Origin of the sequence: Oscillibacter valericigenes, from assembly GCF_021531915.1 — a bacterium.
Taxonomy (GTDB): domain Bacteria; phylum Bacillota; class Clostridia; order Oscillospirales; family Oscillospiraceae; genus Oscillibacter; species Oscillibacter valericigenes_A.
The window spans coordinates 71,464-96,780 of the sequence record NZ_JAFBIV010000006.1 but is presented as its reverse complement, the minus strand read 5'-3'; the positions used below and the strand labels follow the sequence as shown (position 1 = coordinate 96,780).

The following is a 25,317-nucleotide window of genomic DNA, read 5'->3' as shown; positions in this document are numbered from 1 at the left end:
CGCTCCTATTATAAAATCACTGGCACCGGTCGCCGGATGGTCAGGCTGTCCGGCGTTACCGCGCAGTCATAAGCGCAAACGTTCACGCCAAAAAACGCTGCTTCCCGCAGGGCTGCGCCAAAGGCGGGATGTGTGTCGTCATTGGGTGAAACACAGTCGATGTTCTCCATTTGTACCACAAAAAACAATGTGGCGTCAAGCCCTTTTTCTACGGCTTTCTGCAATTCCCGGATGTGCTTGACGCCCCGTTCCGTGGGTGCATCGGGAAAGCGGGCACGGCCATTTTCTTCTAGTGTCACGCCTTTGACCTCCACCAGATGCAGTCCCTTTTCCGTCTCGATGCAGAAATCCAACCGGGAATCTCCGCAAACGTATTCGCTCCGGATAGCGGTCACACCGGGCAAAAAGCCACCGGCCGCCGCCCACTCACCAAAGACCCTGTTGGGGGCCTGGGAGTCCATGTTGATGAGCCGTTCCCCTTTCTCCACGGCAATCAGGTCATAGGGCGTTTTTCGGTTGGGACTGGTCCCTCGTTCCAGGTACACGGTGGCGCCGGGCAACAGCAGTTCCCGACAGCGGCCGGTATTCTTCACGTGGACACGCTGGACGCCGTCCTCCGTCTCCACATGGGCGATGAACCGGTTGGGCCGGTCGATAAACCGTCCCGGGATCACATGCTGATAGTGCATCCTCTCTCCCCTTCCCGCAGGTTATCAGCAGAACTTCAGTATAGCACACCCGCACCGGCTTGAAAACCCTTTTGCTCTTCGGCACCGTCACAGCGAGCCGGAGAGACAGTTGCTGCATTTTGCAATTTTTTCCGTCAGAAAAAACGTATATCCCTGTCGTTTCGACATAAGCTATGGCTGCGATACCCAAGGAACCCACAAGTTTGACCCAAGAATTTGATGAAAAGGAGAAACGAAGTTATGTCTAGCAAGAATTCCAACAAGCTGAATGTCCCCGAGGCCCGTGCCGCCATGGATAAGTTCAAGATGGAAGCCGCTTCCGAGGTTGGCGTCAACCTGAAGGAAGGCTACAACGGCGACCTGACCAGCCGCGAGGCCGGCTCTGTCGGCGGCCAGATGGTCAAGAAGATGATCGAGTCCTACGAGAAGTCCCTGTAACTTCCCGCTGGAATCCAAAGGAGGACCGGCTCAGGCCGGTCCTCCCGTTTGTTTCCGCGTCTGTTCCGCCAGCAGGTCCGCCAGCGTGTAGCGGTCGATGTAGTTGTTCACCGCGGCGTACAGCCCCGTCCAGAAGTCCAGGGTCGGACACTCGCCGCACCGCTCGCAGCTGTTGGACTCCCCCGCCAGGCAGGCCACCGGAGCCAGGGTCCCCTCCGTCAGCCGCAGGATGCTGCCCACGGAGTAATCCTCCGGCGCCCGCACCAGCCGATAGCCGCCCTGGGCGCCCCGGCCGCTGGCCAGCAGCCCCGCCTTTGCCAGCAGTCCCGCGATCTGCTCCAGATACTTCATGGAGATGTTCTGCCGCTCCGCCACATCCTTCAGAGATACATATCCATGCCCGTCATGGGCGGCGATGTCCGTCATCAGCCGCAGCGCGTACCGTCCTTTTGTGGAAACCTTCATGGCCGCACCTCCTTTTCAATTCCTATTTTGCCATAGGATTTCCGGGATTTCAAGTATTTCTACCGAAGAATTGACAATGTTGGAATTTTCAAATAGAATAAGTACGATTTTTTGAGAGAGCGAGTGATTTCATCATGGATTACGCAAAAGAATCCCTGCGTCTGCATTATGAATGGAAGGGCAAGCTGGAAATGACCCCCCGTGCGGCGGTGGACAGCAAGGACGCTCTGTCCCTGGCCTACACCCCCGGCGTGGCCCAGCCCTGCCTGGAGATCCAGAAGGACATCAACAAGAGCTACGAGCTGACCCGCCGCTGGAACACCGTGGCAGTCATCACCGACGGCACCGCCGTCCTGGGCCTAGGCGACATCGGCCCCGAGGCCGGTATGCCGGTCATGGAGGGCAAGTGCGTTCTGTTCAAGGCCTTCGGCGGCGTGGACGCCATTCCTCTGTGCGTCCGCAGCAAGGATGTGGACGAAATCGTCAACACCGTGGCCCTGCTGGCCGGCTCCTTCGGCGGCATCAACCTGGAGGATATCTCCGCCCCCCGCTGCTTTGAGATTGAGCGGAAGCTGAAAGAGCGCTGCGACATTCCCGTGTTCCACGATGACCAGCACGGCACCGCCGTCATCGCCCTGGCAGGCCTGACCAACGCCCTGAAGGTGGTGGGCAAGCGCGCCGAGGATGTGAAGGTGGTCATCAACGGCGCAGGCGCCGCCGGCATGTCCGTCTGCCGCCTGCTGCTGAGCGCAGGCTTTGCAAACATCACCCTCTGCGACAAGCCCGGCATCATCTGCGAGGGCCACACTGAGGGCATGAACCCCTACATGGTGGAAATGGCCGCCCGCACCAACCGCTCTCACCAGACCGGAACGCTGGCGGATGCCCTGGTGGGCACCGACATCTTCCTGGGCTTCTCCGCCCCCAACCTGGTGACCACGGAGATGGTCAAGACCATGAACCGGGACGCCATCGTGTTCGGCTGCGCCAACCCCACCCCGGAGATCTTCCCCGACGACGCCAAGGCCGGCGGCGCTGCTGTGATCTCCACCGGCCGCAGCGACTATCCCAACCAGATCAACAACGTTCTGGCCTTCCCCGGCATTTTCCGGGGCGCTTTGGATGCCCGGGCCAGCGACATCAACGACGCCATGAAGATCGCCGCCGCCCATGCTCTGGCCGATCTGGTGGGCGATGACCTGTCCGCCGACTACATCATCCCCGCCGCCTTTGATCCTCGGGTGGCAGACGCCGTGGCCGCCGCCGTCAAGCAGGCCGCCTACGACTCCGGTGTAGCCCGCATCTGAACTTCCATCAGAGAGGAGCTGCTATGAAGGACCGCAAAAATTTGATTCTTCTCATCATTTTTCTCGCTTTTTTCGCCATTATGCTGCCCATGGTCTCCATTCCCGTGGACATTGGCGAGCATACCTACACTGGCGGCATCTATGACCCGAACACCAAGGAGAAGGTGGAAACCGTCACCGTTACCATGTCCGGCAAGCATGTCTATTCTTTAACGCGGGATCAATTCGATCTGAACGGCCACATCGTCATTGAAGCTGAGACCTTCCAAAATGAAAGTGACCTTGGCATGTATATCGACGAATCCTTGGACGGCTGGTTCTACGGCTGGTGCAGCTTTGGTGCCAATAATTACAACTGGAACGGCTATAAAAACGCCGGTTTCGCTTACCGGAAAAACTACTCCGCTCTGGTCATTGACCTGCAAAAGGATGACTGCACCCTGTATCTCTCCGCCGTGGAGGACCCGGCAGAACAGATGCCCCAGGACGCCCTGACGGACTTCCTCACCGCCATGGGCTGGCAATAAACCCACGCAGCCCCGCCCGGACCGGGCGGGGCTGAAAATTTTCCCAAAACTTTTGCACCGTTTTCCCCGTTTCCATCGTACTCTATGGGAATCCACCCAAAGGAGGTGCCGCCGTGACAGACCGGGAACTGCTCTCCCGCCTCTCCTCCGCCCCGGAGGAATCTTTGGCCGCCCTGTCGGCCCGCTATTCACCCCTGGCCGCCGCCATTGCGGGCCGCCTGCTGCCGGGCCGTCAGGCCGACATGGAAGAAGTAGCGGCGGACACCCTCATCGCCGTCTGGAAAAACGGGGACACATTAAATCCCGACACTCTCCGGGGCTTCGTCATCACCACCGCCCGGAACCTGGCCATTGACCGCTGGCGGCAGCTTCGCCGCCGGAACGAGATTCCCCTGTTCGACCAGGACGGCGCCGACTCGGATTTTCTGGAACGGGAGGTGCTGACCTCCGCTCTGGCGGACTACATCCGCACTCTCTCCCCGCCGGACGGAGAGATCTTCCTCCGCCATTACCTGCTGCTGGAAACTGCAGCGGAAATTGGAGAGCGCTACGAACTGACGGAAGCCGCCGTCCGTTCCCGGCTCCACCGGGTCCGCCAAACGCTGCAAAGGGAGGTGCCGCGATGAACGACTGGTATGACCTGACCAATTCTCTGGACACCAACGTCATGCCTCTGGACGAAGTATCCCAGACCCGCATTGAAAAGCGCGTCCGCTCTGCCATGCCCCGCCGCAGGAAGCGCCGCTGGCTGGTCATGGCCATCGCCGCCGTGCTGGTGCTCTCTGCCTGCGGCTACGCCATGGTGACAGGCCAGTTCTCCCAGTGGTTTCGTCAGGTGGCGGCGGACCCGGCGGAGCCGGAGGCCTCCGAGGAGCTGCTGGCCAGCATCGGAACTGTCATCGGTCAGAGCCAGACGGCAGACGGCGTGACCATGACCCTGCACGGCGCTATCTGGGACGGGAACACCATGCTTCTTTCCCTGACCTTGACCGGAGAGGATATTCCCGGCTGCCTGTGGGAGCAGGTAGATGCCAAAGAGTCCTGGCTGCTCCAGTCGGAAGCGGAGATGCGGAAGTCTCTTTCGCTGCAGGCTCCCCATCTGACGGAAGAAGAGATCGATCAAATGATGGAGCTCATATGGAAGAATTCTGTCCGCTTTTCCCATCTGGAGATCACCGGCGCCCGGGATGACGAAACCGGCAGTTTCTGTCTTCTGGTAAAGGATGAAGCCCGCCGCTCCCTGTATGAGAGCAATGAGCTGGTCCTGCACCTGGAAAATCTGGAGTTCCATGATATGACCATAGCCGGTCCCTTCGAGTTCACATTCACCGCTCGTCAAAAAGACACCACCGTCCGCTATACGGGCCGGACCCTGCTGGCGGAGCGGGAGGACTATGACATCTATGTCACCGGTGCGGAGGTCTCCCCTTTCCGGGCATCGATCACCTATGAGCTCTCAGTCCCCTTCCCAGAGGGTCAATACGATTCCGAAGACATCCACTACGCCGTAGCCGTGGACCGCATCCGGGTAAACAGCGAGGAGTTCAGCCCCACGAGTTCCCGGGGCAGCACCACAGAGCAAGACGAGGATGGCTATATCCGCGGCAGCGGCTATACCGGCTCCTTTGACCGCATCGTGGACCCCGCCCAGGTAGAGGCCATCCGGGTGGGCGGCGTCTGGCTGGAGCTGGATACTCTCACACAGGTCCCCAACACCTGAGCACAAAAAGACAGCAGCGGCATGCCGCTGCTGTCTTTTCATATGTAGTCTGCGATTACACCGTGGGATACTCGCCGTCCCACAGCACCTTGCGGAACTTCATGGGGTCGGTGTTGCCCTCGGTGGAGAACATCAGCACCTGGCTGAACCGGTCCAGGCCCAAATGGTCCCGCAGGTCCTTGTACTCGTCGGTCTCCATGAGAGCGGCCAGCAGGCCCATGCCCACGGCGCCGGACTCGCCGGAGATGACGGTGGGGTCGCCCTTGACAGGCACGCCCAGCATCCGCATACCCCGGGCACTGACCCAGTCGGGGCAGGACACAAAGGCGGAGACATGGTTCCGCAGGATATCCCAGGAGAGGATGTTGGGCTCGCCGCAGGCAAGGCCCGCCATGATGGTCTGCAGATCGCCCTCCACGATGCGGGGCTTGCCGTCACCGGCCAGAGCTCCCTGGTACAGGCAGTCGGCGGCCATGGCCTCCATCACCACGAACTTGGGGGGATCGTTGGGGAACAGGTTGGTGAAATAGCCCACCACAGCGCCGGCCAGGCTACCCACGCCCGCCTGCACGAACACGTGAGTAGGACGGTTCACGTTGATCTGGCGCAGTTGCTCACCGGCCTCGGCAGCCATGGTGCCGTAGCCCTGCATGATCCAGGAGGGGATCTCCTCGTAGCCCTCCCAGGCGGTGTCCTGGACCACCACGCCGTGCCAGGTCTCAGCGGCCTCGGCGGCAGCCATGCGGACGCAGTCATCGTAGTTCACATCCTCGATGGTGACCTGAGCGCCTTCCTTCTTGATGTTTTCATAGCGGCTCTGGCTGCTGCCCTTGGGCATGTGTACCACGGCCTTCTGGCCCAGCTTGTTGGCCGCCCAGGCCACACCGCGGCCATGGTTGCCGTCGGTGGCGGTAAAGAAGGTGGCCTGACCGAACTCCTCCTTGAAGGCCTCGCTGGTCAGATAGTCATAGGTCATCTCGCTGACGTCCCGCTCCACCATCTTGGCAATGAACCGGGCCATGGCGAAGGAGCCGCCCAGCACCTTGAAGGCATTGAGGCCGAAGCGGTAGGACTCGTCCTTCACGAACAGGCCGCCCAGGCCCAGGTACTTGGCCATGCCGTCCAGGCGGGCCAGGGGGGTGACAGTGTACTGGGGGAAGCTGTTGTGGAAAAAGCGCGCCTTTGCCACGTTGCTCAGGGACATGATGGAAAGCTGGCGGTCATCGCTGGCCGGCATGTTGTTTGCGACCCATTTGATCTTCTCTTTCATGATCCTCACCACTCACTTAAAAAAATTTTTAGTCAAACAAATTTTTTGTTAGATTCTGATATCATCATACCATAGAAACCCGGGAAGTCAAGGGGGTTTCATAAAAATTTCTCAAATGGCAAAAACTTTTGATACGGCCCTTGACAGATACCCCCCAGGGGTATATATTGATGAAAGCAACATACCCCCTGGGGGTATTCAAAACAGGAGGTCCCTCATGCGAGAGGAAAAATATGATATCTCCGGGATGCACTGCGCCGCCTGCAGCGCATCCGTGGAGCGGGTCACCCGAAAGCTGCCCGGCGTGGAGCGCAGCGAGGTCAACCTGACCACCGGCATTATGACCATCCGCTACGACGATTCCCAGTTGGGCCCGGAGCAGATCATCGCCAAGGTGGAAAAAGCGGGCTTCGGCGCCGTTCCCCATCCGGAAAAGCGGGAAAAAGCCGCAGCGGTTCCCAAAGACGACGAGGCAGCGGCCCTGAAGCGCAAAAAAATCGAGTTGATTACGGCGGCAGTCTTTTCCGCGGTGCTGCTGTATGTCTCCATGGGGCAGATGCTGCCCTTCGGGCTGCCCGCCCTGCCCCTGCCGGACCTGTTCTCCATGCACACCCATCCGGTGAACTTCGCCATATTACAGCTTTTGCTGACCATCCCTGTTCTGTACTGCGGCAGGAACTTCTTCATCAGCGGCTTCAAGGCCCTGGCCCACGGAAACCCCAACATGGACTCTCTGGTGGCCATCGGCTCCGCCTGCTCCTTCGCGTACAGCGTGGTGATGACCTTTCTGATCTCTGACGATCCCCACGCCTACGTCCACAATCTCTATTATGAATCCGCCGCCGTGGTGCTGACGCTGGTCTCCCTGGGCAAGTTCCTGGAGAGCCGAAACATGCAGAAGACCAAAGGCGCCATCACAGCCCTCATGCGGCTGGCGCCGGACACCGCCATTCTGGCGGAGTCCGGCCGGGAAGTGCCCACGGACAGCCTGAAAACCGGGGATCTGGTGCTGGTAAAGCCCGGCCAGCGTGTACCGGCGGACGGCGTGGTGACCAGCGGGGAAAGCAGCGTCAACGAGGCCATGCTCACCGGTGAAAGCCTTCCCGTGGAAAAGTCCCCGGGCAGCGAGGTCATCGGCGGCAGCGTCAACCAGAACGGCGTGCTGTACGTCAAGGTGACCCGCACCGGAGAGGACACCACCCTGGCCCGCATCATCCGCTTTGTGGAGGACGCCCAGGGCAAAAAAGCTCCCATCTCCAAGACCGCCGACAAGGTGGCCGGCGTGTTCGTCCCGGTGGTCATGGCCATTGCCCTGCTGGCGGCTGTGGCCTGGGCCATCGCCGGACAGCCCTTCGCCTTCGTGTTGAAGGTCTTCACCTCCGTGCTGGTGATCGCCTGCCCCTGCGCCCTGGGGCTGGCAACGCCAACGGCCATCATGGTGGGCACCGGCCTGGGGGCCCGGCACGGCATTCTGATCCGGTCCGGCGAGATTTTGGAGATCACCCACAGTGTGGACACGGTGGTGCTGGACAAGACCGGCACCGTCACGAAGGGCGAGCCTGCCGTGACAGCGGTCCTCCCCTGCCAATGTGACGAAACCACCCTGCTGAAAACGGCAGGGGCCATGGAATCCGTATCCGCCCATCCCCTGGCGCAGGCGATCACAGGCTATGTAAAGGAAAAAGCCATCACAGATATTTCCCAGCCTGCGGACTTTGAAAACCTGTCCGGCCGGGGTCTGAAGGCCGTGCTGGACGGCAAAACTGCCCTGGCGGGAAACCGGAGACTGATGGAGGAGCAGGGGGTGGACGTCTCTCCCCTGCTGGAGCAGGCGGAGCAGCTGTCCGCCCAGGGGCAGACCCCCATGTTCTTCGCCATGGACGGTGCTCTGCTGGGTCTGATCTCCGTGGCGGACCCGGTGAAGGACACCAGTGCCGACGCCATCCGCGCCATGAAGCGGCAGGGCATCCGGACCGTGCTGCTGACCGGAGACAACCGGGCGGCTGCGGAACACATCGGCGCCCTGGTGGGCGTGGACGAGGTCATCGCCCAGGTACTGCCGGAGGAAAAGGCCGGGGTCATCCAGCAGCTTCAGGAGCAGGGCCGCAAGGTGATGATGGTGGGCGACGGCATCAACGACGCCCCCGCCCTGACCCAGGCGGAAGTGGGCTGCGCCATCGGCAGCGGCAGCGACATCGCCATCGAGTCCGCCGACATCGTGCTGATGCGGGACGACCTTCAGGATGTGTCCCGGGCCCTGCGGCTGTCGGCCCTGACCCTGCGGGACATTAAACAGAACCTGTTCTGGGCCTTCTGCTACAACACCATCGGCATCCCCATCGCGGCGGGCGCCCTGTACCTTTTCGGCGGTCCGCTGCTGTCCCCCATGTTCGCGGGAGCGGCCATGTCCCTGAGCTCCGTGTGCGTGGTGGGCAACGCCCTGCGGCTGGGCCGCGCCAAGCTGTAAAGGAGGAATCCCCATGGCATACGATGATAACGACGCAAAAAGAGATCTGGAGTTTTTGAAAACACAGTTCGGCATTGACGCCCAGCTGTATATCCCGGAGGATGAGCAGGCGTGCTGCCGCCACAAGCACCGGGAGCCGCAGGAATATGACGCCCTGCTGAAGCGGCTCAGCCGCATTGAGGGCCAGGTCCGGGGCGTCCGGGGCATGGTGGAGAAGGAGGCCTACTGCACCGACATTCTGACCCAGGTCTCCGCCATTCAGTCAGCCCTCAACGCCTTCTCCCGGGAACTGCTGGCAAACCACATCCGCACCTGCGTCACGGAGGGCATTCAGAATGGCGACACCGAAGTGGTGGACGAGCTGGTGCGGACTGTGGAAAAGCTGATGAAATAACGCGATACAATATTTTTATAGGAGGACATCCATATGACCACCATCAAAGTACCCGACATGATGTGCGCCCACTGCGTGGAGCGCATCACCAACGCCCTGAAGGCCGCGGACCTGGCCTTTACCGTCAGCCTGGAGGAAAAAGCCGTCACCATTGACGGCTGCCAGAACTGCGTCAAGACCGCGGTCAGCGAACTGGAAGACCTGGGCTTCTCCCCCGAAGTCCAGGCGTGAATCCCCGGACAGAACCCCCGGCGTCAGCGTGACGCCGGGGTATTTTCGTTTCTTTTTCTGTTACTTTTTGTTACTTTTTCCTTCAAGCAGGCAGACTGTTCCAGTTTCTTTTTGTCCGCTCCCGTCTAAAGTGGGGGCAAAAGCTGCTCATTCAGCCCAAAAACTTGACAAAAGTGGGACTTAGGTGTATACTATGCCCAGTTTTTCAGTTGGTAACAAAAGTTACAAGTTGTTTCCGATGCGGAAACAGCCGCTCAACGCTCCCTGTTCGGATCGGAGCCGGGAGCCTGAAAAACCACTTTCAGGAGGTATGGTTTTGAGAACACATGACCTGCGAAAAAAACTGCGTGAACACCTGAAGTCTTCCTCTCTGGTCCTCATTGCCCTGGCCGCTGTGCTGGGCTCCAGCGCCGCTGCCACCGACTGGGCCGGCGCCCTGTATATCCTGACGGGTGTGGAGGATTCCGCCATTGTGCTGGACGGCTCTCAGGACATCCCGGACCTGTCCGACCGCATGATGTATGTGGCCTCCGGCAGCAAGGGCTACGATATCCGCCTGGATGCCAAGCTGGATGTCACCATTCGCCACGACGGCGAGACCCTCACCACAATCTCCAAAAAGGAGAGCATCTCTGCCCTGCTGACCCGCATGGGGATCACCCTCAGCCCGCTGGAAATGGTGGCTGTGGACCTGTCTGACCAGGCACTGGTGCTGACGGTGGCAGAGGATATCACCTACTACGACGAGGTCCGCGAGGTGGAAGCCTTCAACACCGTGCGGGTTGCCAATCCCGAGCTGCCCAAGGGCACTGAGCGGGTGGTTCAGGAAGGTGCGGACGGCGTCCGCACCTCCATCTACGAGGTGGTGTGGTCCAACGGTATGCGCATCAGCCGTCAGTTCGTGGAGGAGCTGGACAGCACCGCCGTGGATCAGATTGTGGAATACGGCACCTCTGCCGAGGCTGTGGAGCGGACTGACCGCATCGCCAACGTCAGGAAAAATGCCGACGGCAGCGGCACCCTGGTCTTTGAATCCGGCGCCACGCTGAACTTCTCTCAGGCCAAGAGCATGACGGCCACCGCTTATACCGCCGGTCACGGCGGCGCTGATTACACCACGGCCACCGGCACCTTCGTGGAGGTGGGCACCGTGGCTGTGGACAAAAAGGTCATCCCTCTTGGCACCCGCATGTATATCGTCACCAACGACGGCATCGTCTACGGCATGTCCGTGGCCCGGGACACCGGCGTCAAGGGCAACAAGGTGGACCTATACTACAACACCTACCGCGAGTGCATCGAGTTCGGCCGCAGAAGCTGCACTGTGTATATTTTGGAATAATCGTAGACTTCGCTGTTTCACGCAAATGTTTTCTCCCCCGGTACGCTTGGTACCGGGGGAGTTTTTCATAGCGTATTCAAGAGATCCGGCAGCTCCGCCAGAGCGCGGATGGTGTGGTCCGGCGTGATATCCGGGCGGGCAGGCTTCCCGCCTGGGTTGAACCAGCAGGTCCGGATGCCCGCGTTCCGGCCGCCCCGGATGTCGGAGGTCAGGCTGTCCCCCACTATAAGGGCGGTCTCCGGGTCAAAAGCCGGTATGGCGGCGAAGGCGGCTGCGAAAAAGGCGGGGCTGGGCTTATCAGCCCCCAGTTCCTCGGAGATAAAGATATTCTTGAAATACGGGCCGATTCCGGCGCTTTTCAGCCGGGAATGCTGCACCGCTGCCGCGCCGTTGGAGGCAAGATACAGGTCGTACCGGGGCGCCAGTTCCCGCAGCAGCTCTATAGCACCGGGGATGAACCAATGGCCCTCGGCCAGAAAGTCTTCGTAGCAGTCGCAGACCTCCCGGCTGGAGCGGCAGACGCCCAGTTCCTCAAACAGCAGATCAAAGCGGCGGGTCAGTACCTGGTCGCGGGTCAGGACGCCCGCCTCCAGCAGCTCCCACTGCTCTCTGTTGATCACATGGTAGCGGTCCAGGACTGTCGGAGCCGGGTCGATGTCAAATGTTCGGAAGGCGCGGGTCAGAGCCTCCCGCTCGGCCCGGGTGAAGTCCAGCAGGGTGTCGTCCAGGTCAAAAAAGACAGTTTTCAGCATCATGCTCTCCTTTTTGTGTTCTCAGGCCCAGTATATCGGTTTTTTTCCATGTTGGCAAGACGGCTGGTTTTTGGTATAATAAGCATTATGAAAGGCGGGTGTGCGGATGAATCTCTGCGACTACAATGCAATTCGGGAGCTGCTGGGGCGGCATGGATTTCATTTTTCCAAGTCCATGGGGCAGAATTTTCTCATTGACCCGGCAGTCCCGGCGGATATCGCCGCCTCGTCTCAGGCAGATGCGGGCTGCGGCGTGCTGGAGATTGGCCCGGGCATCGGTCCTCTGACGGCGGAGCTGGCCCAGCGGGCCGGCAAGGTGGTATCCGTGGAGCTGGACAAGTCCCTGCTGCCTGTCCTGGCGGAGACCATGGCCCCCTATCCCAACGTGGAGATCGTTCCGGGAGATGTGATGAAGCTGGACCTGACTGCTCTGGCAGCGGAAAAGTTTCAGGGGCTCCGTCCCATCGTATGCGCCAACCTGCCCTACAACATCACCACGCCGGTGCTGACCAAGCTGGTGGAGACCCCCTGCTTTGAGACCGTCACGGTCCTCATTCAGAAGGAAGTGGCGCAGCGGCTGTCCGCTCCCCAGGGGTCTTCTGACGGCGGCTCCTTCTCCCTGTTCCTGCAGTACCACATGGAGACGGAATATCTGTTCGACGTGCCGCCGGAGAAGTTTCTCCCCGCTCCCAAGGTGACCTCCGCCGTGCTGCGGTGCGTCCGGCGGGAAAAGCCCGCCGTGGAGGTGACCGACGAGGCCTTTTTCTTCAAAGTGGTTCGGGGCGCCTTCCTGCTGCGGCGGAAAACACTGGTCAACAGTCTGGCCGCCGCCCTTCCGGGATACGGCAAGGAGGACATCCGGGAAGCCATCATCAGCTGCGGCCTCAGCCCCGAGGTCCGGGGTGAACGTCTGACTCTGGCGGATTTTGCCCGCCTGGCAGATGCGCTGGGCGCTCGGTGAGCCGAGACACTGCCTCATTTACGCAAGTTCGGGCCGGATGTAACACCACCCCTATAGGTGGTCTCCGGTCCTATAAAAAGGAGGAATCTTATTATGGAAACCTATGGTCTGGAAGCACTCGGCATCATCAATGCCTCCGCTGTCTATCGCAATCTGACTCCCGCCCAGCTGACGGAGCACGCCCTGCGCCGCGGCGAGGGAAAGCTGAGCAATACCGGTGCGCTGGTGGTCAAGACCGGCAAGTACACCGGCCGCAGCGCCAACGACAAGTTCATCGTGGACACCCCTGCCGTCCATGACGAGATCGCCTGGGGCAAGGTGAACCGCCCCATCGAAAAGGCCAAGTTCGACGCCATCAAGAGCAAAGTGGTCGCCTATCTCCAGAACAAGGAGATCTTCATTTTTGACGGCTTTGCCGGCGCGGACCCCAAGTACACCCAGTCCTTCCGCATCGTCAATGAGCTGGCCTCCCAGAACCTGTTCATCCACCAGCTGCTGCGCCGTCCCACCGCTGAGCAGCTGAAGGATTTCAAGATCGACTACACCATTATCGCCGCCCCCGGCTTCAAGTGCATCCCCGAGATCGACGGCACCCGTTCCGAGGCCGCCATTCTGGTGGACTACGAGGAGAAGCTAGTGGTCATCTGCGGCACTCAGTACGCCGGTGAGATCAAGAAGTCCGTGTTCTCCGTCATGAACTACGTGCTGCCCAAGATGGGCGTGTTCCCCATGCACTGCTCCGCCAACATGGGCAAGGACGGCGACACCGCCGTGTTCTTCGGCCTGTCCGGCACCGGCAAGACCACCCTGTCCGCCGACCCCAACCGCCTGCTGATCGGCGACGACGAGCATGGCTGGGCCGACGACTCCGTGTTCAACTTCGAGGGCGGCTGCTATGCCAAGTGCATCAACCTCAGCCCCGAGGGCGAGCCTGAAATTTATAATGCCATCAAGTTCGGCTCCCTGGTGGAGAACGTGGTCATGGACGATGAGACCCGGGAATTCGACTTTGACGACGACTCCCTGGCTGTCAACTCCCGCGTGGGCTATCCCGTGGAGTACATCCCCAACGCGGAGCTCAGCGGCATGAGCTCCAGCGTACCCAAGACCGTCATCTTCCTCACCGCCGACGCCTACGGCGTGCTGCCTCCCATCTCCAAGCTGGACAAGAACCAGGCCATGTACTACTTCGTCTCCGGCTTCACCAGCAAGGTGGCCGGCACCGAGATCGGCATCACCGAGCCCGTGCCCACCTTCTCCACCTGCTTCGGCGAGCCCTTCCTGCCCCTGGACCCCTCCGTCTACGCTGCCATGCTGGCCGAGAAGGTGGAGAAGTCCGGCGCCCACGTCTACCTGGTCAACACCGGCTGGAACGGCACCGGCAAGCGGATGAAGCTGAGCTACACCCGCGCCATGGTCACCGCCGCCCTCACCGGCGCCATTGAGCAGGGCGAGTTCGTCACCGATCCCACCTTCGGCGTTCAGGTGCCCACCGCCATCGAGGGCGTGCCCTCTGAGCTGCTGATCCCCGAAAACACCTGGGAGGACAAGGCCGCTTACAAGGCAAGCTGCAAGAAGCTGGCCGAGAGCTTCAACGAGAACTTCAAGAAGTACACCCACATGAGCGCTGAGGTGGTCGCTGCCGGCCCCAAGGCGGAATAAAGAACTGAATCCATAAAAATGACCGTCCCTTTCGGGGCGGTCATTTTTATCGTTCCGGTGCCTTTTCTTCCAGCAGGCGGTCAATTTCATTCAGAAACCGCACATGGAACCAGCAGGCGGCATAGCAGACCATGCGGACCATTTCAAAGCGGAACCAGAGGACCGTGCACTCCTCCTCCGCTGTCAATTCAGCGGCCACAGGGCGGCGCTCTCCGCGGTCCGTGACGGTGATGCCCAACAGGCAGACAGAAGCGAGGGCAGTCTCGCCGCGCTCTGTACGGAGCCTGCCCCGGCCGGACAGCAGGCAGCCGATCCGGCCATCACTGCTCCGGGTCTCCCCCGCCGGGATGCGCTCCTCCGTCAGGTCAAAGCAGGCACCCAGAGTCTCCAACCCTTCCTCCGGCAGCCAGGAAAACACCTCTTCCATGCTCCGCGGCGCTTCTTGTCTCATGGGTACAGACTCCCCTTCCATCAGGTCCGGTCCGGGAATTTTTCACAGAGCTTGTCCAGTTCGTCCAGCAGGGCCTTCATCTCCCCATGGGTCATGACGCACTCCACCTCGGCGGTGTCGTCGCCGTCCATGGTGTTGGGCAGGAAGAAGGACACGGCCATGCGGATGGCGTCCTCTCCCTCCGCCTGGGCGGCCACCTCAAAATAGGGCTCCACAAAGGCACTCTCATAGCGGTCCTTGATCCCGGCGTTCAGCACCTTCAGCCCGGCAGTCATCTCCCGCAGCTCATAGGTCAGCAGGCAACTGTTGGAATCTATCACGATCTCCCCGTCCTCGTTGGTCCAGGCAGCCCGGAGGACCAGCCAGTTGCGGTCATCGCTGTCCGCTTCCCCGCCGTCCGGAGGAAATTCATAGTTCACAATATCCAGCTTCAGACTGACGTCTTCATTTTGAAACAGCATAGCAGCATCTCCTTGGTGTTTTCAAGATTCTTTGCTATTGTACCACACTTTCCCCTGTTTGCAAATCCACGTTTCTGTGTTATAATGGAAAAAATACGTGTGGGCAATGGTAAGGATCTCCAATTTCCAGATATCCATGCAAAAGCCCGGTCCCCTATCATCATCACCAGGTCCCTGCGGCGGCACCGGTGGAAACGGAGGCATCTCATGGAGAAGGAACTTCATCTGAAACTGACGGTCCGGCTTTATACCGAGGACGATCAGCGCTGTTTTGGTCCAGGTATCGCCACGCTGCTGGAGCGCGTACAGAAGCACAAATCCCTGCGGGCGGCGGCAGCCTCCATGGAGATGGCCTATTCCAAAGCCTGGCGGATTATCCGCACTGCCGAAGAGGTCTTTGGCTGCAAAATGCTCTCCTCCACCATCGGCGGACAGCACGGCGGCGGCGCAGTGCTGACGCCGGAGGCCGAGCGGCTGCTGGCAGCCTACCGGGCATACGAGGCAGATGTGACTTCCTATGCCCGCGGAAAATTCGAGGACAGCTTCAGCTTCTATCGGGAGCTGGACAAGGAATAAGCAAAGCAAACCCCCGGACAACTGTCCGGGGGCCTTTTTTACGCCTGATGCTGCGTGGGGTCCTCTTCCGTGGGACTGGGGATGGGATGCTCCTTGTGGGCCACCATGGCCTGGATCAGCTCCACAGTGCCGCCCAGACCCAGATAGCTGGAGTCCAGGCAGAAGTCGTAGCTGTCCACGGCGCCCCACTTCTGGGAGGAGTAATACTCATAGTAAGAGGCGCGGCGCTTGTCGGTTTTGATAATGAGCTTGCGGGCCTCCTCCGGGGAGATGTTCTGCCGCTTGGCAACACGCTGGATGCGCACGTCCATGGGGGCGTGGATAAACAGGCTCAGGTGGTTGGGATCGTCGGCCAGAGCGTAATCCGCGCAGCGGCCAATCATCACACAGGGGCCCTGAGATGCGATGTGGCGAATGGTATCAAAGGTTGCCAGGTATACCTGCTGTTCCAGAGAATCCCCCGCACCAGTGCCGGGCAGGGCGAACATGTAAGAGTCCATGGCGATGGAATACAGCAGGCTCTTGGGCCGCTCGTCAAAATTTTCGAAAATCTTCTCGCACAGGCCGCTCTTCTTGGCAGCCTCCTGGAGAAGTTCCTTATCATAGAACGGGATGCCCAGCTCCTTGGCCACCCGGATGCCGATCTCCTTGCCGCCGCTGCCGAACTGCCGTCCAATGGTGATAATGGTTTTCATGATAAAACCCTCCTTCTATGTTATGCCTGCAACCGCCCTGTCCCCTAATCGGAGGGACGGACAGGGTGGTCTTTGTAAAACGATTATATCACTTCCGGAGGAAATCGTCAAATGAAAACCGGGACGCAGACGCGTCCCGGTCTTTGCTTATGCTTCCTGCATGGGCTTGCCCAGCCGCTTGTACATGGTCTTTTTCACCGCCCGGAGGATGTTCTCATATCCGGTACAGCGGCAAAGGTGGCCGGAGAGAAGCTTCCGCAGTTCCGCGTCGGTGTACTCCTTGCCGCTCTCCAGAATCTCTACCGCCGTCAGGATAAAGCCCGGCGTGCAGAAGCCGCACTGGATGGCAGCCTCGTCCACGAAGGCCTGCTGGATATCGCTCAGCTCGCCGTTGGGGCCCAGGAGGCCCTCCAGGGTACGGATCTTCTTGCCCTCAGCCCAGACAGCCAGGTAAATACAGGAGTTGAAGGCCTCGCCGTCGATGAGGACATTGCAGGCGCCGCACTCACCCACCTCGCAGCCCTTTTTCACAGAGGTCATACGGAAGTCGTTGCGGAGCATATCGGTCAGGCTGGCCCGGACGTCCACCGTCCGCTCCACATCCTTCCCGTTCAAATTGAAATGGACGGTCTGATACTGCATGACGTGCTTTTCCATTACAGCGCACCTCCCGCCAGTCTCACGGATTCGATGAAGGCGCGCTTGGCGCTCTCCACCGCGATGTGCATCCGGAAATCCTTGGCGGCACGCCAGGAATCCCGGGGGTTGATGTCCTCCTTCACCGCCTGGGAGAAGGCCTCCGCCAGCTCCAGGCTGACGGGCTGGCCCGCAGCCACAGCTTCGGCGGTCCTGGCCCGCAGGGGCACGGGGCCCGCCACACCGAAGGCTACCCGGGCCCGCTCCACCGTCTTCTTGTCGGCGGAGAGCCGGACATTGACGGAAGTGCCCAACGTGGCGATATCCATGGCGTTGCGCATGGCGTACTTGATGTAATGACCAAAGGTGTTCTCGTAGCTCTCCTTTGGGATCAGGATCGCCGTTTGAATTTCGCCCTCCCGGATGTCCACCTTGCCCGCCTTGATATAGAAATCGTGGATGGGCTGGCGGCGGACGCCGTTGGGACCCGTCAGTTCCACAATGGCGTCCCAGGCGTGGAGGGTGGAGGCAGAATCGGCAGAGGTAACGCCGTTGCAGGTGTTGCCGCCGATGGTGCCGATGTTGCGGATCTGGGGGCCGCCCACCTGGTCCACAGCCTCACCCAGGACATTGATGTATTTCTGGATGAGCGGGTCCCGGGTGATATGGGAGAAGCTGGTGAGAGAGCCGATGCGCAGGGTGCCGTCCTCCTCCAAGGATACTCCTCGGAGTTCGTTCAGGCCCTGGATGGAGATCAATTCCACGCCGGCCCGCTTCCCTTCCCGCATCTGCACCAGCACGTCGGAGCCGCCGGCGATGATGTGGGCCTCGGGGTGGGCCAGACGGAGGGCCACGGCGTCGGCTACATCCTTTGCCTGATAGAGCGCTTTCATATCATACATACGCGGTTCCCTCCTTTAATCTTCGATCAGCCCGGCCTCTTTGAACTTCCGGTAGAGGACATGGGGCGTAATGGGACAGCAGTCAATGGCAACTCCGGTGGCGTTCAGAATGGCGTTGCGGATAGCCGGAGCGGGAGAACAGGCCGGGGGCTCACCCAGGGATTTGGTCCCGTAAGGCGAGGTGGGCTCCGGATTCTCCACAAAGCGAGCCTCCAGCGTGGGATGGTCCATAAATGTGGACAGCTTGTAGTCCAGCAGGTTGTTGTTCAAAGGCTTGCCGGTCTTTTCGTCGAACAGCAGCTGTTCACTGAGGCCGTAGCCGATGGCCATGGACATACCGCCGTGGACCTGAGCCTCCGCCAGAGCGGGGTTGATCAGGCGGCCGCAGTCGTGGACATTGACGATGTTCAGCAGCTTCACCTTGCACATGGGGATATCCACTTCCACCTCGGCGAAGGAGCAGCCGAAGGAGTAGGCATTGGTCTTGATCTGGGCCGTGGTTTCGGCGGTGATGTGCTGGCTGTGCTCCAGAGAGTACAGGCACTCCGTAGCCAGATCACCCAGGGACTTCAGTACCCGGCCGTCGGACTTGCGGACGATCTGGCCGTCCACCAGGTCCAGGTTGCTGACGGGCATCCGGGTCTGCTCATGGGCGATGTTCAGGATGCGCTCCCGAAGGGCCGCGGCAGTCTGCTGGATGGCGAAGCTGCCCACGTAGGTCTGGCGGGAGGCGTAGGCGCCGGTGCCGAAGGGAGTGATGTCCGTATCCTGGGTGGAGACCACGTGGACATCTTCCACAGGGATGCCCACGGCGTCCGCCACCATCTGGGAATAGGCGGTATCGCAGCCCTGGCCGATCTCCGTCTCGCCGGTCTGGAATTGGAGGGAACCGTCCTGGTTCAGCACCATGCGGCAGGAGGAGGACTCCAGGGAGATGGGCCACACAGCCGTGTTATACCAGAACACCGCAAGGCCAACGCCCTTCCGGACCGGACCGGTCTGGTTCCGGTACTCCTCGTACTTGCGGAAGTAATCCAGGACCTCAATACCCTTATCCATGCACTGGTTGAAGGTATCGGTGTACAGCTCATTCTTGGAGAAGCCATCCACATAGCCAACGGGCATCAGATTCTTCCGCCGGAAAGCCACAGGCTCCATACCAATGGCCTTGCAGATATCGTCGATGTGGCACTCCCCTGCCCACATGGCCTGAGGAATACCGTAGCCCCGCATGGCGCCGGCAGAGGGGCGGTTGGTGAACACCGTCCAGGAATCGCACTCCAGATTGTCACAGGGATACAGCTGGGGGAATGCACCCATGCCCTTGGCGACGATTCCATGGCCGTGGGAGGCGTAGGCACCCTGGTTGCTGAAGGCCTCGAACTTCCGGGCCACCAGAGTTCCGTCAGGGCGGACATAGGAGATGATATGTGTGCGGATGGCGTGGCGGACACGGTTGGAGACGAAGGTCTCCTCCCGGCTGCACTCCAGCTTCACCAGGCGGCCACCCACCTGGGTGGAACACCATGCGCACAGGGGTTCATACAGAGCGTCCTGCTTATTGCCGAATCCGCCGCCGATGTAGGGCTTGATGATGCGGACCTTGCCCCAGGGAATGCCCAGAGCCTGCCCCACCACCCGGCGGACGATGTGGGGGATCTGGGTGGAGGAGACCACCACCACACGACCGGCTTCTTCATAGGCGTAGCAGCCGTGGTTCTCAATGTGGCAGTGCTGGACCGTGGGGGTATCGTACCAGCCTTCAACCCTGATGAGTCCTGGTTCCTTCCGGGCTTCCTCATAGTTGCCCCGGCGGATATCCGTATGCTTCAGCACGTTGCCGGGGTATTCCTCGTGGATCTGGGGAGCATCCGGCTCCATGGCCTTCTGCACATCCAGTACAAAGGGCAGTTCCTCGTACTCCACCTTCAATGCCCGGACGCCCTGGGCCGCGGCCACCTCGTCCTCCGCGATGACCACGGCCACTTCATCGCCGTAGTAACGGACATGGCGGTTCAGCAGCAGACGGTCCGCCACATCCTGGTGACCGGGGTCCGTGGACCAGGGATGGCCAGCCGTGGGGAACGGGATATCCGGCACATCAAAGCAGGTCAGCACCCGGACCACGCCGGGGATGGCTTCCGCCTCCGCGGTGTCAATGGACTTCACAAAGCCATGGGCAATGGTGGAATGACAGATCTTCACCACCAGGGCTTCCCGGCCACAGAGATCGTCCATATACTTTGCCCGGCCGGTGGCCTTGTCATAGGCGTCCACTCTGGTGATGCTTTTGCCGACGCTTTTGCTCATATCGCATACCTCCAATTCTTGAAGATCAGGGTCCGCTGTATCACAAGGGATCATCAAAAGGCAATGGGATCAGCCCGGGGGGCTTTCCTTTCGGATCTCAATGTTCTTGGGAAGGGTCAGGGACAGCACCATGGCCACCACAAACACACCCGCCACGGGGTTGCCGGAGAAAATGTCGCCGATGACCTGGGGCATGTGGGAGAAGAAGCCATCCACCTGGGTCACGCCGATGCCCACGGCGAAGGAAGCCGCCGCGATCAGGGTGTTGCGCTGGTCCAGACCGCACTGACCCAGCATGGTAACACCGGAGACAATGATAGCGCCGAACATGATCACCGTGCAGCCGCCCAACACGCAGGAGGGCAGCGTGGAGAAGAAGGCACCGATGGGCGGGAACAGGCCCGCGATCACCAGAGTCAGCGCGCCGAACATAATGGTAAAGCGGTTGACCACCTTGGTCATGGCCACCAGGCCCACATTCTGGCTAAAGGAGGTGATGGGGGTGCAGCCAAACAGGCCGCCGGAGATGGCGGAAACGAAGCCGTCGCAGCACAGGGAGCCGGACAGCTCCCGCTCCGTGATGTCACGGCCCAGGCCGCCGGTACAGACGGCAGTGGTGTCGCCGATGGTCTCCGCAGCGGAGACCAGGAACACCAGCGTCACGGAGATGATGGCACCCAGCTGGAACTTGGGGGTATAGTGCAGCAGCATGGGCAGAGAGATGATCCCCAGTTCTTCCACAGTGGCGCCAATGGAGGAGAAGTCCACCATACCGAAGCAAATGGCAGCAATGTAGCCCACGCCCAGACCGAAAAGCACGTTGAGCTGCTTCCAGAAGCCCTTGGCCAGTGCCTGGAAGATCAGACAGGAGGCCAGGGTGATGGTACCCACCAGCAGATTCTGCCAGCTGCCGAAGTCATAGGCGTCAGAGGCGCCGTAGGAGCTGATTCCCACGCCCAGCAGGGAGAAGCCAATGGTGGTCACCACGCAGGCGGAGACAATGGGGGCCACAAACCGCCGCCAGTATTTGACAGTCAGGCCCAAAACACCCTCAATACAGCCGCCTACAATGATGGCGCCGATCATCAGTCCGTAGTCCCGGGCAGCGACCACCATCATGGCGGAGACAAAGGTGAAACTGACGCCCATCACCACCGGCAGGCTTGAGCCCACCTTCCAGATGGGATACAGCTGGATCAGCGTGCCGATACCGGCGATCATCATGGCGTTCTGGATCAGGCGGGCCACTTCCACCGCCGTGAAGCTCTCACCATTATACAGGGCCACGGAGGACACCAGAATAATGGGCGCCACATTGGACACGAACATGGCCAGCACGTGCTGCAGGCCGAAGGGGATCGCTTTCGCCACGGGGACACGGCCCTCCAGCCGGAAAATATTCTCGACGCTGGTTGAAGGGGACTGCTTCGCGGTTTTCATCTTTCCTACTCCTTCACTTTAAACTCGAAAGGCAATTCTTGCAATCCAAAGAATACGCATTCAGCAAAATAGCATAGATTGCACAGAAAAATTCTCTTTCGTTTGTAAGTATTATAAAAGGTCGACCTTTTTGGGTCAATATGCTTTTCAAAGAATAACGAAAAAGGTCAACCTTTATTTTTGGCAGATTTATACGAAACGCTGCCAAAAGGCTTCAACAGCTTATTATTTGAAATCAGTATCAGACAACCACTTGACGGCATTCCCGGGCAGTGGATATACTGTACCCGGGGTGAAACGCATGAACACGAATAAAACGAGCAAAATCGGCTGTGTTGTGCTGGCTTCCGGCTACGGCCGGCGGTACGGCGCCAACAAGCTGGCTGTTTCCCTGGAGGGACGGAGCCTGATTCAGCGGGCTCTGGAAGCCATTCCGGCGGAACGGCTGGTCAGGACCGTTGTGGTGACACAATATGACAAAGTTGCAGCATGTGCAAAGTTATTTGACTTTACAGTAATCAGAAACGAACATCCGGAGTTTGGCATCAGTCACAGCCTGCGGCTGGGATTGGCCGCTCTGGGTGATTGTGACGGTGTGCTGTTCACCGTGGCGGATCAGCCCTTTCTCCGCCGGGAGAGCGTGACCGAGTTGCTGGACCTCTGGAGCAGGCAGCCGGAGAAGATCGCCGCCATGTCCAGCGGCGGACGGCGGGGCAATCCCTGCCTCTTCCCTGCCCGACTGTTCCCGGAGCTGATGGCACTGGAGGGCGACCGGGGCGGCAGCGCCGTGATCCGGCAGCATCCGGAGGATCTGGTGCTTCTGGAGGTGGACGCCCTGGAGCTGGTGGATGTGGACACCCCCCAGGCTCTGGCCACTCTAGCCGAAAATGCCGGAACAAACCGATAAGAAAACAGCGGCCTGCGTGATATGCACTTCACGCAGGCCGCTTTCTGATTTATTTTCTGGTGTAGGGGGTGCTCTCCAAGGGCAGACTGGTGCGGAGACGGCCGTCATAGCGGAAATAGGCGTCCGCGATGGCCGGGGCCGTGGGAATGGAGGTGATCTCACCGATACCAATGGCGCCGCAGGCCACGTTGAGGCCCTGCTTTTCCACGATGATGGGGGTGATCTCCGGGATCTGGTTGGCCCGGAACAGGCCCAGGGTGCCGTACTTGGCGGTTGGCTTGCAGTCCTCCAGAGGATACCGCTCGGTCAGGGCATAGCCCATGGACATGACCACGCCGCCTTCGATCTGGCCCTCCACGGACAGGGGGTTCACCGCCTTGCCCACGTCGTGGGCGGCGACGATCTGCTCGATTTTTCCTTCCTCGTTCAGGATGCACACCTGGGTGGCATAACCGTAGGCAATGTGGCTGACCGGGTTGGGCACATCGGCGCCCAGGGGGTCTGTCTTACCCAGGTATTCCCCATAGAACTCTTGATTTTCAAGTTCTGTCAAGGATTTACCCTTTAATGCTTTTCTCAGGTCCTCACAGGCACGGCGGCAGGCCTCGCCGGTAAACAAGGTCTGGCGGGAGCCGGAGGTAGTGCCGGAGTCGGGAGAATCATAGGTATTGGAGCGCTCGTAGACCACAGCGTCCCGGTTCAGGCCCGTCTGGTCGCAGACCATCTGGGTCAGGACGGTGCCCAGGCCCTGGCCGATGCAGGAGGCACCTGCCAGAATGTGGACCTTGCCCTCCTTCACCACCAGGCGGACCCGGCCGGTATCGGGAATGCCCACGCCCACGCCGGCGTTCTTCATGGCACAGGCGATGCCCACGTATTTGGCCTTGTCATAGTAGGGCTTCACGGCCTCCAGGGTCTCTACCAGGCCGGTGGAATCGTCCACGATCTGGCCGTTGGGCAGCACCTGGCCGGGGCGGATGGCGTTGCGGTAACGGATCTCCCAGGGAGAGATGCCCACCAGGTCCGCCATCTGGTTCAGCAGGGTCTCGATGCAGAAGCAGGTCTGGGTGACGCCGAAGCCCCGGAAGGCGCCGGCGGGGGGATTGTTGGTGTAATAGGCCCAGCCGTCGATCTCAAAGTTCTGATAGTTATAGGGCCCGGCGGCATGGGTGCAGGCGCGCTCCAGCACGGGGCCGCCCAGGGAGGCGTAGGCGCCGGTATCGGCGATGACCTCCGCCACCACACCCTGAATGATGCCGTTTTCATCGCAGCCCAGGGCAAACTCCATCTCCATGGGGTGACGCTTGGGGTGGATGAGGATGCTCTCAGCCCGGGTCAACTTGACCTTGACGGGTCGCTTGGTGAGATAGGCGATCAGGGCGGCGTGGTGCTGGACTGTCACGTCCTCCTTGCCGCCGAAGCCGCCGCCCACCAGGCAATTGCGGACCTTGACCTTTTCAGCGGGCAGGCCCAGCATCCCCATGGTCTCGTGCTGGGTGTCATAGGTGCCCTGGTCCGTGGAGAGGACCATGACGCCGTCCCCGTCGGGGTATGCCACGGCGCACTCCGGCTCCAGGAAGGCGTGCTCTGTCCAGGGGGTGGAGAACCGCTGGGTCAGGATATGCTTGCTTTTGGCAATGGCCATGGCAGGATTGCCCCGCTGGATGTGCTTGTGGGCCAGCAGGTTGCCCTCCTTATGGACCAGAGGCGCATCGGGCAGCATGGCATCCCGGGGACTGCGGACCATGGGGAGCTCCTCATAGTCCACCTTCACCAGCGCCTTGGCCTGGGTCAGAATTTCAGGGGTCTCTGCGGCCACCAGACAGATGGCATCGCCCAGATAATGGGTGATATCCCCTACGGCGATCATGGTGTCCCAGTCCTTTTTCAGGTGGCCCACCTTGTTATTGCCGGGGATATCGGCGGCGGTGAACACGCCCACCACACCGGGCAGGGCTTTCGCCTCCTCGGTGTGGATGGCCAGGACCCTGGCCCGGGGATACTGGGACCGGACGGCGGAGCCGTAGATCATGCCGTCCAGATAGATATCGTCGGGATAGATGCCGGTGCCGGTGACCTTTTCCTCCACGTCCACCCGGGGAACGCGGGCTCCCAACGTCCACTCCTTGGGGACCTCGGGGACCTCTCCGGCACGGAGCAGCTCCGCCGCCAACAGAATGGCGTCGATGATCTTCACGTAGCCGGTGCAGCGGCAGATGTTGTTGCGGATGGCGAAGGCAGCCTCTTCCCTGGTGGGATCCGGATTTTTGTCCAGCAGTCCCTTGGCGCTCATGACCATGCCGGGGATGCAGAAGCCACACTGGACGGCGCCCGCCATGCCGAAGGCATATGTATAGACATCTCTTTCGAAATGGCTGAGGCCTTCCACGGTGACGATGGTCTTCCCCTCCAGCTTGTCGGTCTGGGGAACACATGCTTTTGTGGGCTTGCCGTCGATTAGAACGGTGCAGGTGCCGCAGGCACCCTCACTGCAGCCGTCCTTGACGCTGGTGAGGTGCAGCTCATCCCGCAGGTAGCGGAGGAGCTTCTGATTCTTTTCGACGGTCACGGACTGCCCGTTCACGGTAAACACTGCCATGAATGATAACCTCCTTGGCTGCCGTGCCCAACCCTGGTCCCACGGTCTCATCAAATTCTCCAGAAAGGTCGACCTTTCCGAAAAACATTATACAATAATTTTTAGGTGATTGCAA

Annotated in this window: 25 protein-coding genes; 13 read left to right on the top strand and 12 right to left on the bottom strand. The window is 60.3% G+C overall.

Annotated features, from left to right (window positions below; translation table 11 throughout):
• Positions 1–8 precede the first annotated feature (8 nt).
• Positions 9–689: a DNA/RNA nuclease SfsA gene (gene sfsA, locus JQM66_RS06320; protein WP_235229038.1), complete on the bottom strand. Its 681-nt coding sequence runs from the start codon at positions 687–689 to the stop codon at positions 9–11.
• A 240-nt stretch (positions 690–929) separates the two neighbouring features.
• On the opposite strand from sfsA, the gene JQM66_RS06315 reads away from it, so the two are divergent.
• The gene (locus tag JQM66_RS06315; RefSeq protein ID WP_235229037.1) at positions 930–1,127 is read left to right on the top strand and encodes an alpha/beta-type small acid-soluble spore protein; all 198 of its coding nucleotides are present in this window, start codon (positions 930–932) and stop codon (positions 1,125–1,127) included.
• 30 nt (positions 1,128–1,157) lie between these two features.
• Here the strand turns inward: JQM66_RS06315 and JQM66_RS06310 are convergent, their stop codons facing one another.
• Positions 1,158–1,592, bottom strand: a complete 435-nt coding sequence (locus tag JQM66_RS06310; protein ID WP_235229036.1) for an RrF2 family transcriptional regulator — start codon at positions 1,590–1,592, stop codon at positions 1,158–1,160.
• A gap of 134 nt (positions 1,593–1,726) precedes the next feature.
• Between JQM66_RS06310 and JQM66_RS06305 the strand changes: the two genes are divergently transcribed.
• The 4 genes from JQM66_RS06305 (at position 1,727) to JQM66_RS06290 (ending at position 5,146) form a co-directional block, all read left to right on the top strand.
• Positions 1,727–2,899: an NAD(P)-dependent malic enzyme gene (locus JQM66_RS06305; RefSeq protein ID WP_235229035.1), complete on the top strand. Its 1,173-nt coding sequence runs from the start codon at positions 1,727–1,729 to the stop codon at positions 2,897–2,899.
• Between the two features lie 23 nt (positions 2,900–2,922).
• The gene (locus tag JQM66_RS06300; protein WP_235229034.1) at positions 2,923–3,426 is read left to right on the top strand and encodes a hypothetical protein; all 504 of its coding nucleotides are present in this window, start codon (positions 2,923–2,925) and stop codon (positions 3,424–3,426) included.
• Between the two features lie 113 nt (positions 3,427–3,539).
• A complete protein-coding gene (locus tag JQM66_RS06295) occupies positions 3,540–4,052 on the top strand; it encodes an RNA polymerase sigma factor (protein ID WP_235229033.1) in 513 nt (170 codons plus the stop codon).
• Positions 4,049–5,146: a DUF4179 domain-containing protein gene (locus tag JQM66_RS06290; RefSeq protein ID WP_235229032.1), complete on the top strand. Its 1,098-nt coding sequence runs from the start codon at positions 4,049–4,051 to the stop codon at positions 5,144–5,146. The genes JQM66_RS06295 and JQM66_RS06290 overlap by 4 nt, the downstream gene beginning before the upstream one ends.
• A 55-nt stretch (positions 5,147–5,201) precedes the next feature.
• On the opposite strand, the gene dpaL is transcribed toward JQM66_RS06290, so the two are convergent.
• A complete protein-coding gene (gene dpaL / locus JQM66_RS06285; protein WP_235229031.1) occupies positions 5,202–6,416 on the bottom strand; it encodes a diaminopropionate ammonia-lyase in 1,215 nt (404 codons plus the stop codon).
• Between the two features lie 217 nt (positions 6,417–6,633).
• Here dpaL and JQM66_RS06280 point away from each other — a divergent pair, with 217 nt between their 5' ends.
• The 4 genes from JQM66_RS06280 (at position 6,634) to JQM66_RS06265 (ending at position 10,850) form a co-directional block, all read left to right on the top strand.
• The gene (locus tag JQM66_RS06280; protein ID WP_235229030.1) at positions 6,634–8,883 is read left to right on the top strand and encodes a heavy metal translocating P-type ATPase; all 2,250 of its coding nucleotides are present in this window, start codon (positions 6,634–6,636) and stop codon (positions 8,881–8,883) included.
• Positions 8,884–8,896: 13 nt separating this feature from the next.
• Positions 8,897–9,277: a metal-sensing transcriptional repressor gene (locus JQM66_RS06275; protein ID WP_407946008.1), complete on the top strand. Its 381-nt coding sequence runs from the start codon at positions 8,897–8,899 to the stop codon at positions 9,275–9,277.
• A gap of 33 nt (positions 9,278–9,310) precedes the next feature.
• Positions 9,311–9,508 (top strand): heavy-metal-associated domain-containing protein, encoded by a 198-nt coding sequence (locus JQM66_RS06270; RefSeq protein ID WP_235229029.1) that lies wholly within the window; start codon positions 9,311–9,313, stop codon positions 9,506–9,508.
• A gap of 316 nt (positions 9,509–9,824) precedes the next feature.
• Entirely contained in the window at positions 9,825–10,850 is a 1,026-nt protein-coding gene (locus JQM66_RS06265; protein WP_235229028.1) for a G5 and 3D domain-containing protein, read from the top strand.
• A 65-nt stretch (positions 10,851–10,915) separates the two neighbouring features.
• Here the strand turns inward: JQM66_RS06265 and JQM66_RS06260 are convergent, their stop codons facing one another.
• Positions 10,916–11,605, bottom strand: a complete 690-nt coding sequence (locus tag JQM66_RS06260; protein ID WP_235229027.1) for a YjjG family noncanonical pyrimidine nucleotidase — start codon at positions 11,603–11,605, stop codon at positions 10,916–10,918.
• A gap of 103 nt (positions 11,606–11,708) precedes the next feature.
• Here JQM66_RS06260 and rsmA point away from each other — a divergent pair, with 103 nt between their 5' ends.
• Both rsmA and pckA read left to right on the top strand, forming a co-directional pair.
• Positions 11,709–12,563, top strand: a complete 855-nt coding sequence (rsmA, locus tag JQM66_RS06255; protein ID WP_235229026.1) for a 16S rRNA (adenine(1518)-N(6)/adenine(1519)-N(6))-dimethyltransferase RsmA — start codon at positions 11,709–11,711, stop codon at positions 12,561–12,563.
• A gap of 93 nt (positions 12,564–12,656) precedes the next feature.
• The gene (pckA, locus tag JQM66_RS06250) at positions 12,657–14,225 is read left to right on the top strand and encodes a phosphoenolpyruvate carboxykinase (ATP) (protein ID WP_235229025.1); all 1,569 of its coding nucleotides are present in this window, start codon (positions 12,657–12,659) and stop codon (positions 14,223–14,225) included.
• A 46-nt stretch (positions 14,226–14,271) separates the two neighbouring features.
• On the opposite strand, the gene JQM66_RS06245 is transcribed toward pckA, so the two are convergent.
• On the bottom strand, positions 14,272–14,676 hold the full coding sequence (locus tag JQM66_RS06245; RefSeq protein ID WP_235229024.1) for a hypothetical protein: 405 nt from the start codon (positions 14,674–14,676) through the stop codon (positions 14,272–14,274).
• Between the two features lie 20 nt (positions 14,677–14,696).
• Positions 14,697–15,137, bottom strand: a complete 441-nt coding sequence (locus tag JQM66_RS06240; RefSeq protein WP_235229023.1) for a WapI family immunity protein — start codon at positions 15,135–15,137, stop codon at positions 14,697–14,699.
• A 207-nt stretch (positions 15,138–15,344) separates the two neighbouring features.
• On the opposite strand from JQM66_RS06240, the gene JQM66_RS06235 reads away from it, so the two are divergent.
• Entirely contained in the window at positions 15,345–15,713 is a 369-nt protein-coding gene (locus tag JQM66_RS06235) for a winged helix-turn-helix domain-containing protein (RefSeq protein WP_235229022.1), read from the top strand.
• Between the two features lie 38 nt (positions 15,714–15,751).
• On the opposite strand, the gene JQM66_RS06230 is transcribed toward JQM66_RS06235, so the two are convergent.
• The 5 genes from JQM66_RS06230 to JQM66_RS06210 form a co-directional block, all read right to left on the bottom strand.
• Positions 15,752–16,408, bottom strand: coding sequence for a cytidylate kinase-like family protein (locus JQM66_RS06230; protein WP_235229021.1), 657 nt, complete (start codon positions 16,406–16,408; stop codon positions 15,752–15,754).
• Between the two features lie 147 nt (positions 16,409–16,555).
• Positions 16,556–17,065 carry a xanthine dehydrogenase subunit XdhC gene (gene xdhC / locus JQM66_RS06225; RefSeq protein ID WP_235229020.1) on the bottom strand — a complete coding sequence of 170 codons (510 nt, stop codon included), beginning with the start codon at positions 17,063–17,065 and terminating at the stop codon, positions 16,556–16,558.
• Positions 17,065–17,946, bottom strand: coding sequence for a xanthine dehydrogenase subunit XdhB (gene xdhB, locus JQM66_RS06220; RefSeq protein ID WP_235229019.1), 882 nt, complete (start codon positions 17,944–17,946; stop codon positions 17,065–17,067). The genes xdhC and xdhB overlap by 1 nt, the downstream gene beginning before the upstream one ends.
• 15 nt (positions 17,947–17,961) lie before the next feature.
• A complete protein-coding gene (gene xdhA / locus JQM66_RS06215) occupies positions 17,962–20,256 on the bottom strand; it encodes a xanthine dehydrogenase subunit XdhA (protein WP_235229018.1) in 2,295 nt (764 codons plus the stop codon).
• Positions 20,257–20,325: 69 nt separating this feature from the next.
• Positions 20,326–21,696 (bottom strand): uracil-xanthine permease family protein, encoded by a 1,371-nt coding sequence (locus tag JQM66_RS06210; RefSeq protein WP_235229017.1) that lies wholly within the window; start codon positions 21,694–21,696, stop codon positions 20,326–20,328.
• A 301-nt stretch (positions 21,697–21,997) separates the two neighbouring features.
• Between JQM66_RS06210 and JQM66_RS06205 the strand changes: the two genes are divergently transcribed.
• Positions 21,998–22,603, top strand: coding sequence for a nucleotidyltransferase family protein (locus JQM66_RS06205; protein WP_235229016.1), 606 nt, complete (start codon positions 21,998–22,000; stop codon positions 22,601–22,603).
• 49 nt (positions 22,604–22,652) lie between these two features.
• Here JQM66_RS06205 and xdh read toward each other — a convergent pair whose 3' ends face one another.
• Positions 22,653–25,202, bottom strand: a complete 2,550-nt coding sequence (xdh, locus tag JQM66_RS06200) for a selenium-dependent xanthine dehydrogenase (RefSeq protein WP_235229015.1) — start codon at positions 25,200–25,202, stop codon at positions 22,653–22,655.
• Between the last annotated feature and the right edge of the window lie 115 nt (positions 25,203–25,317).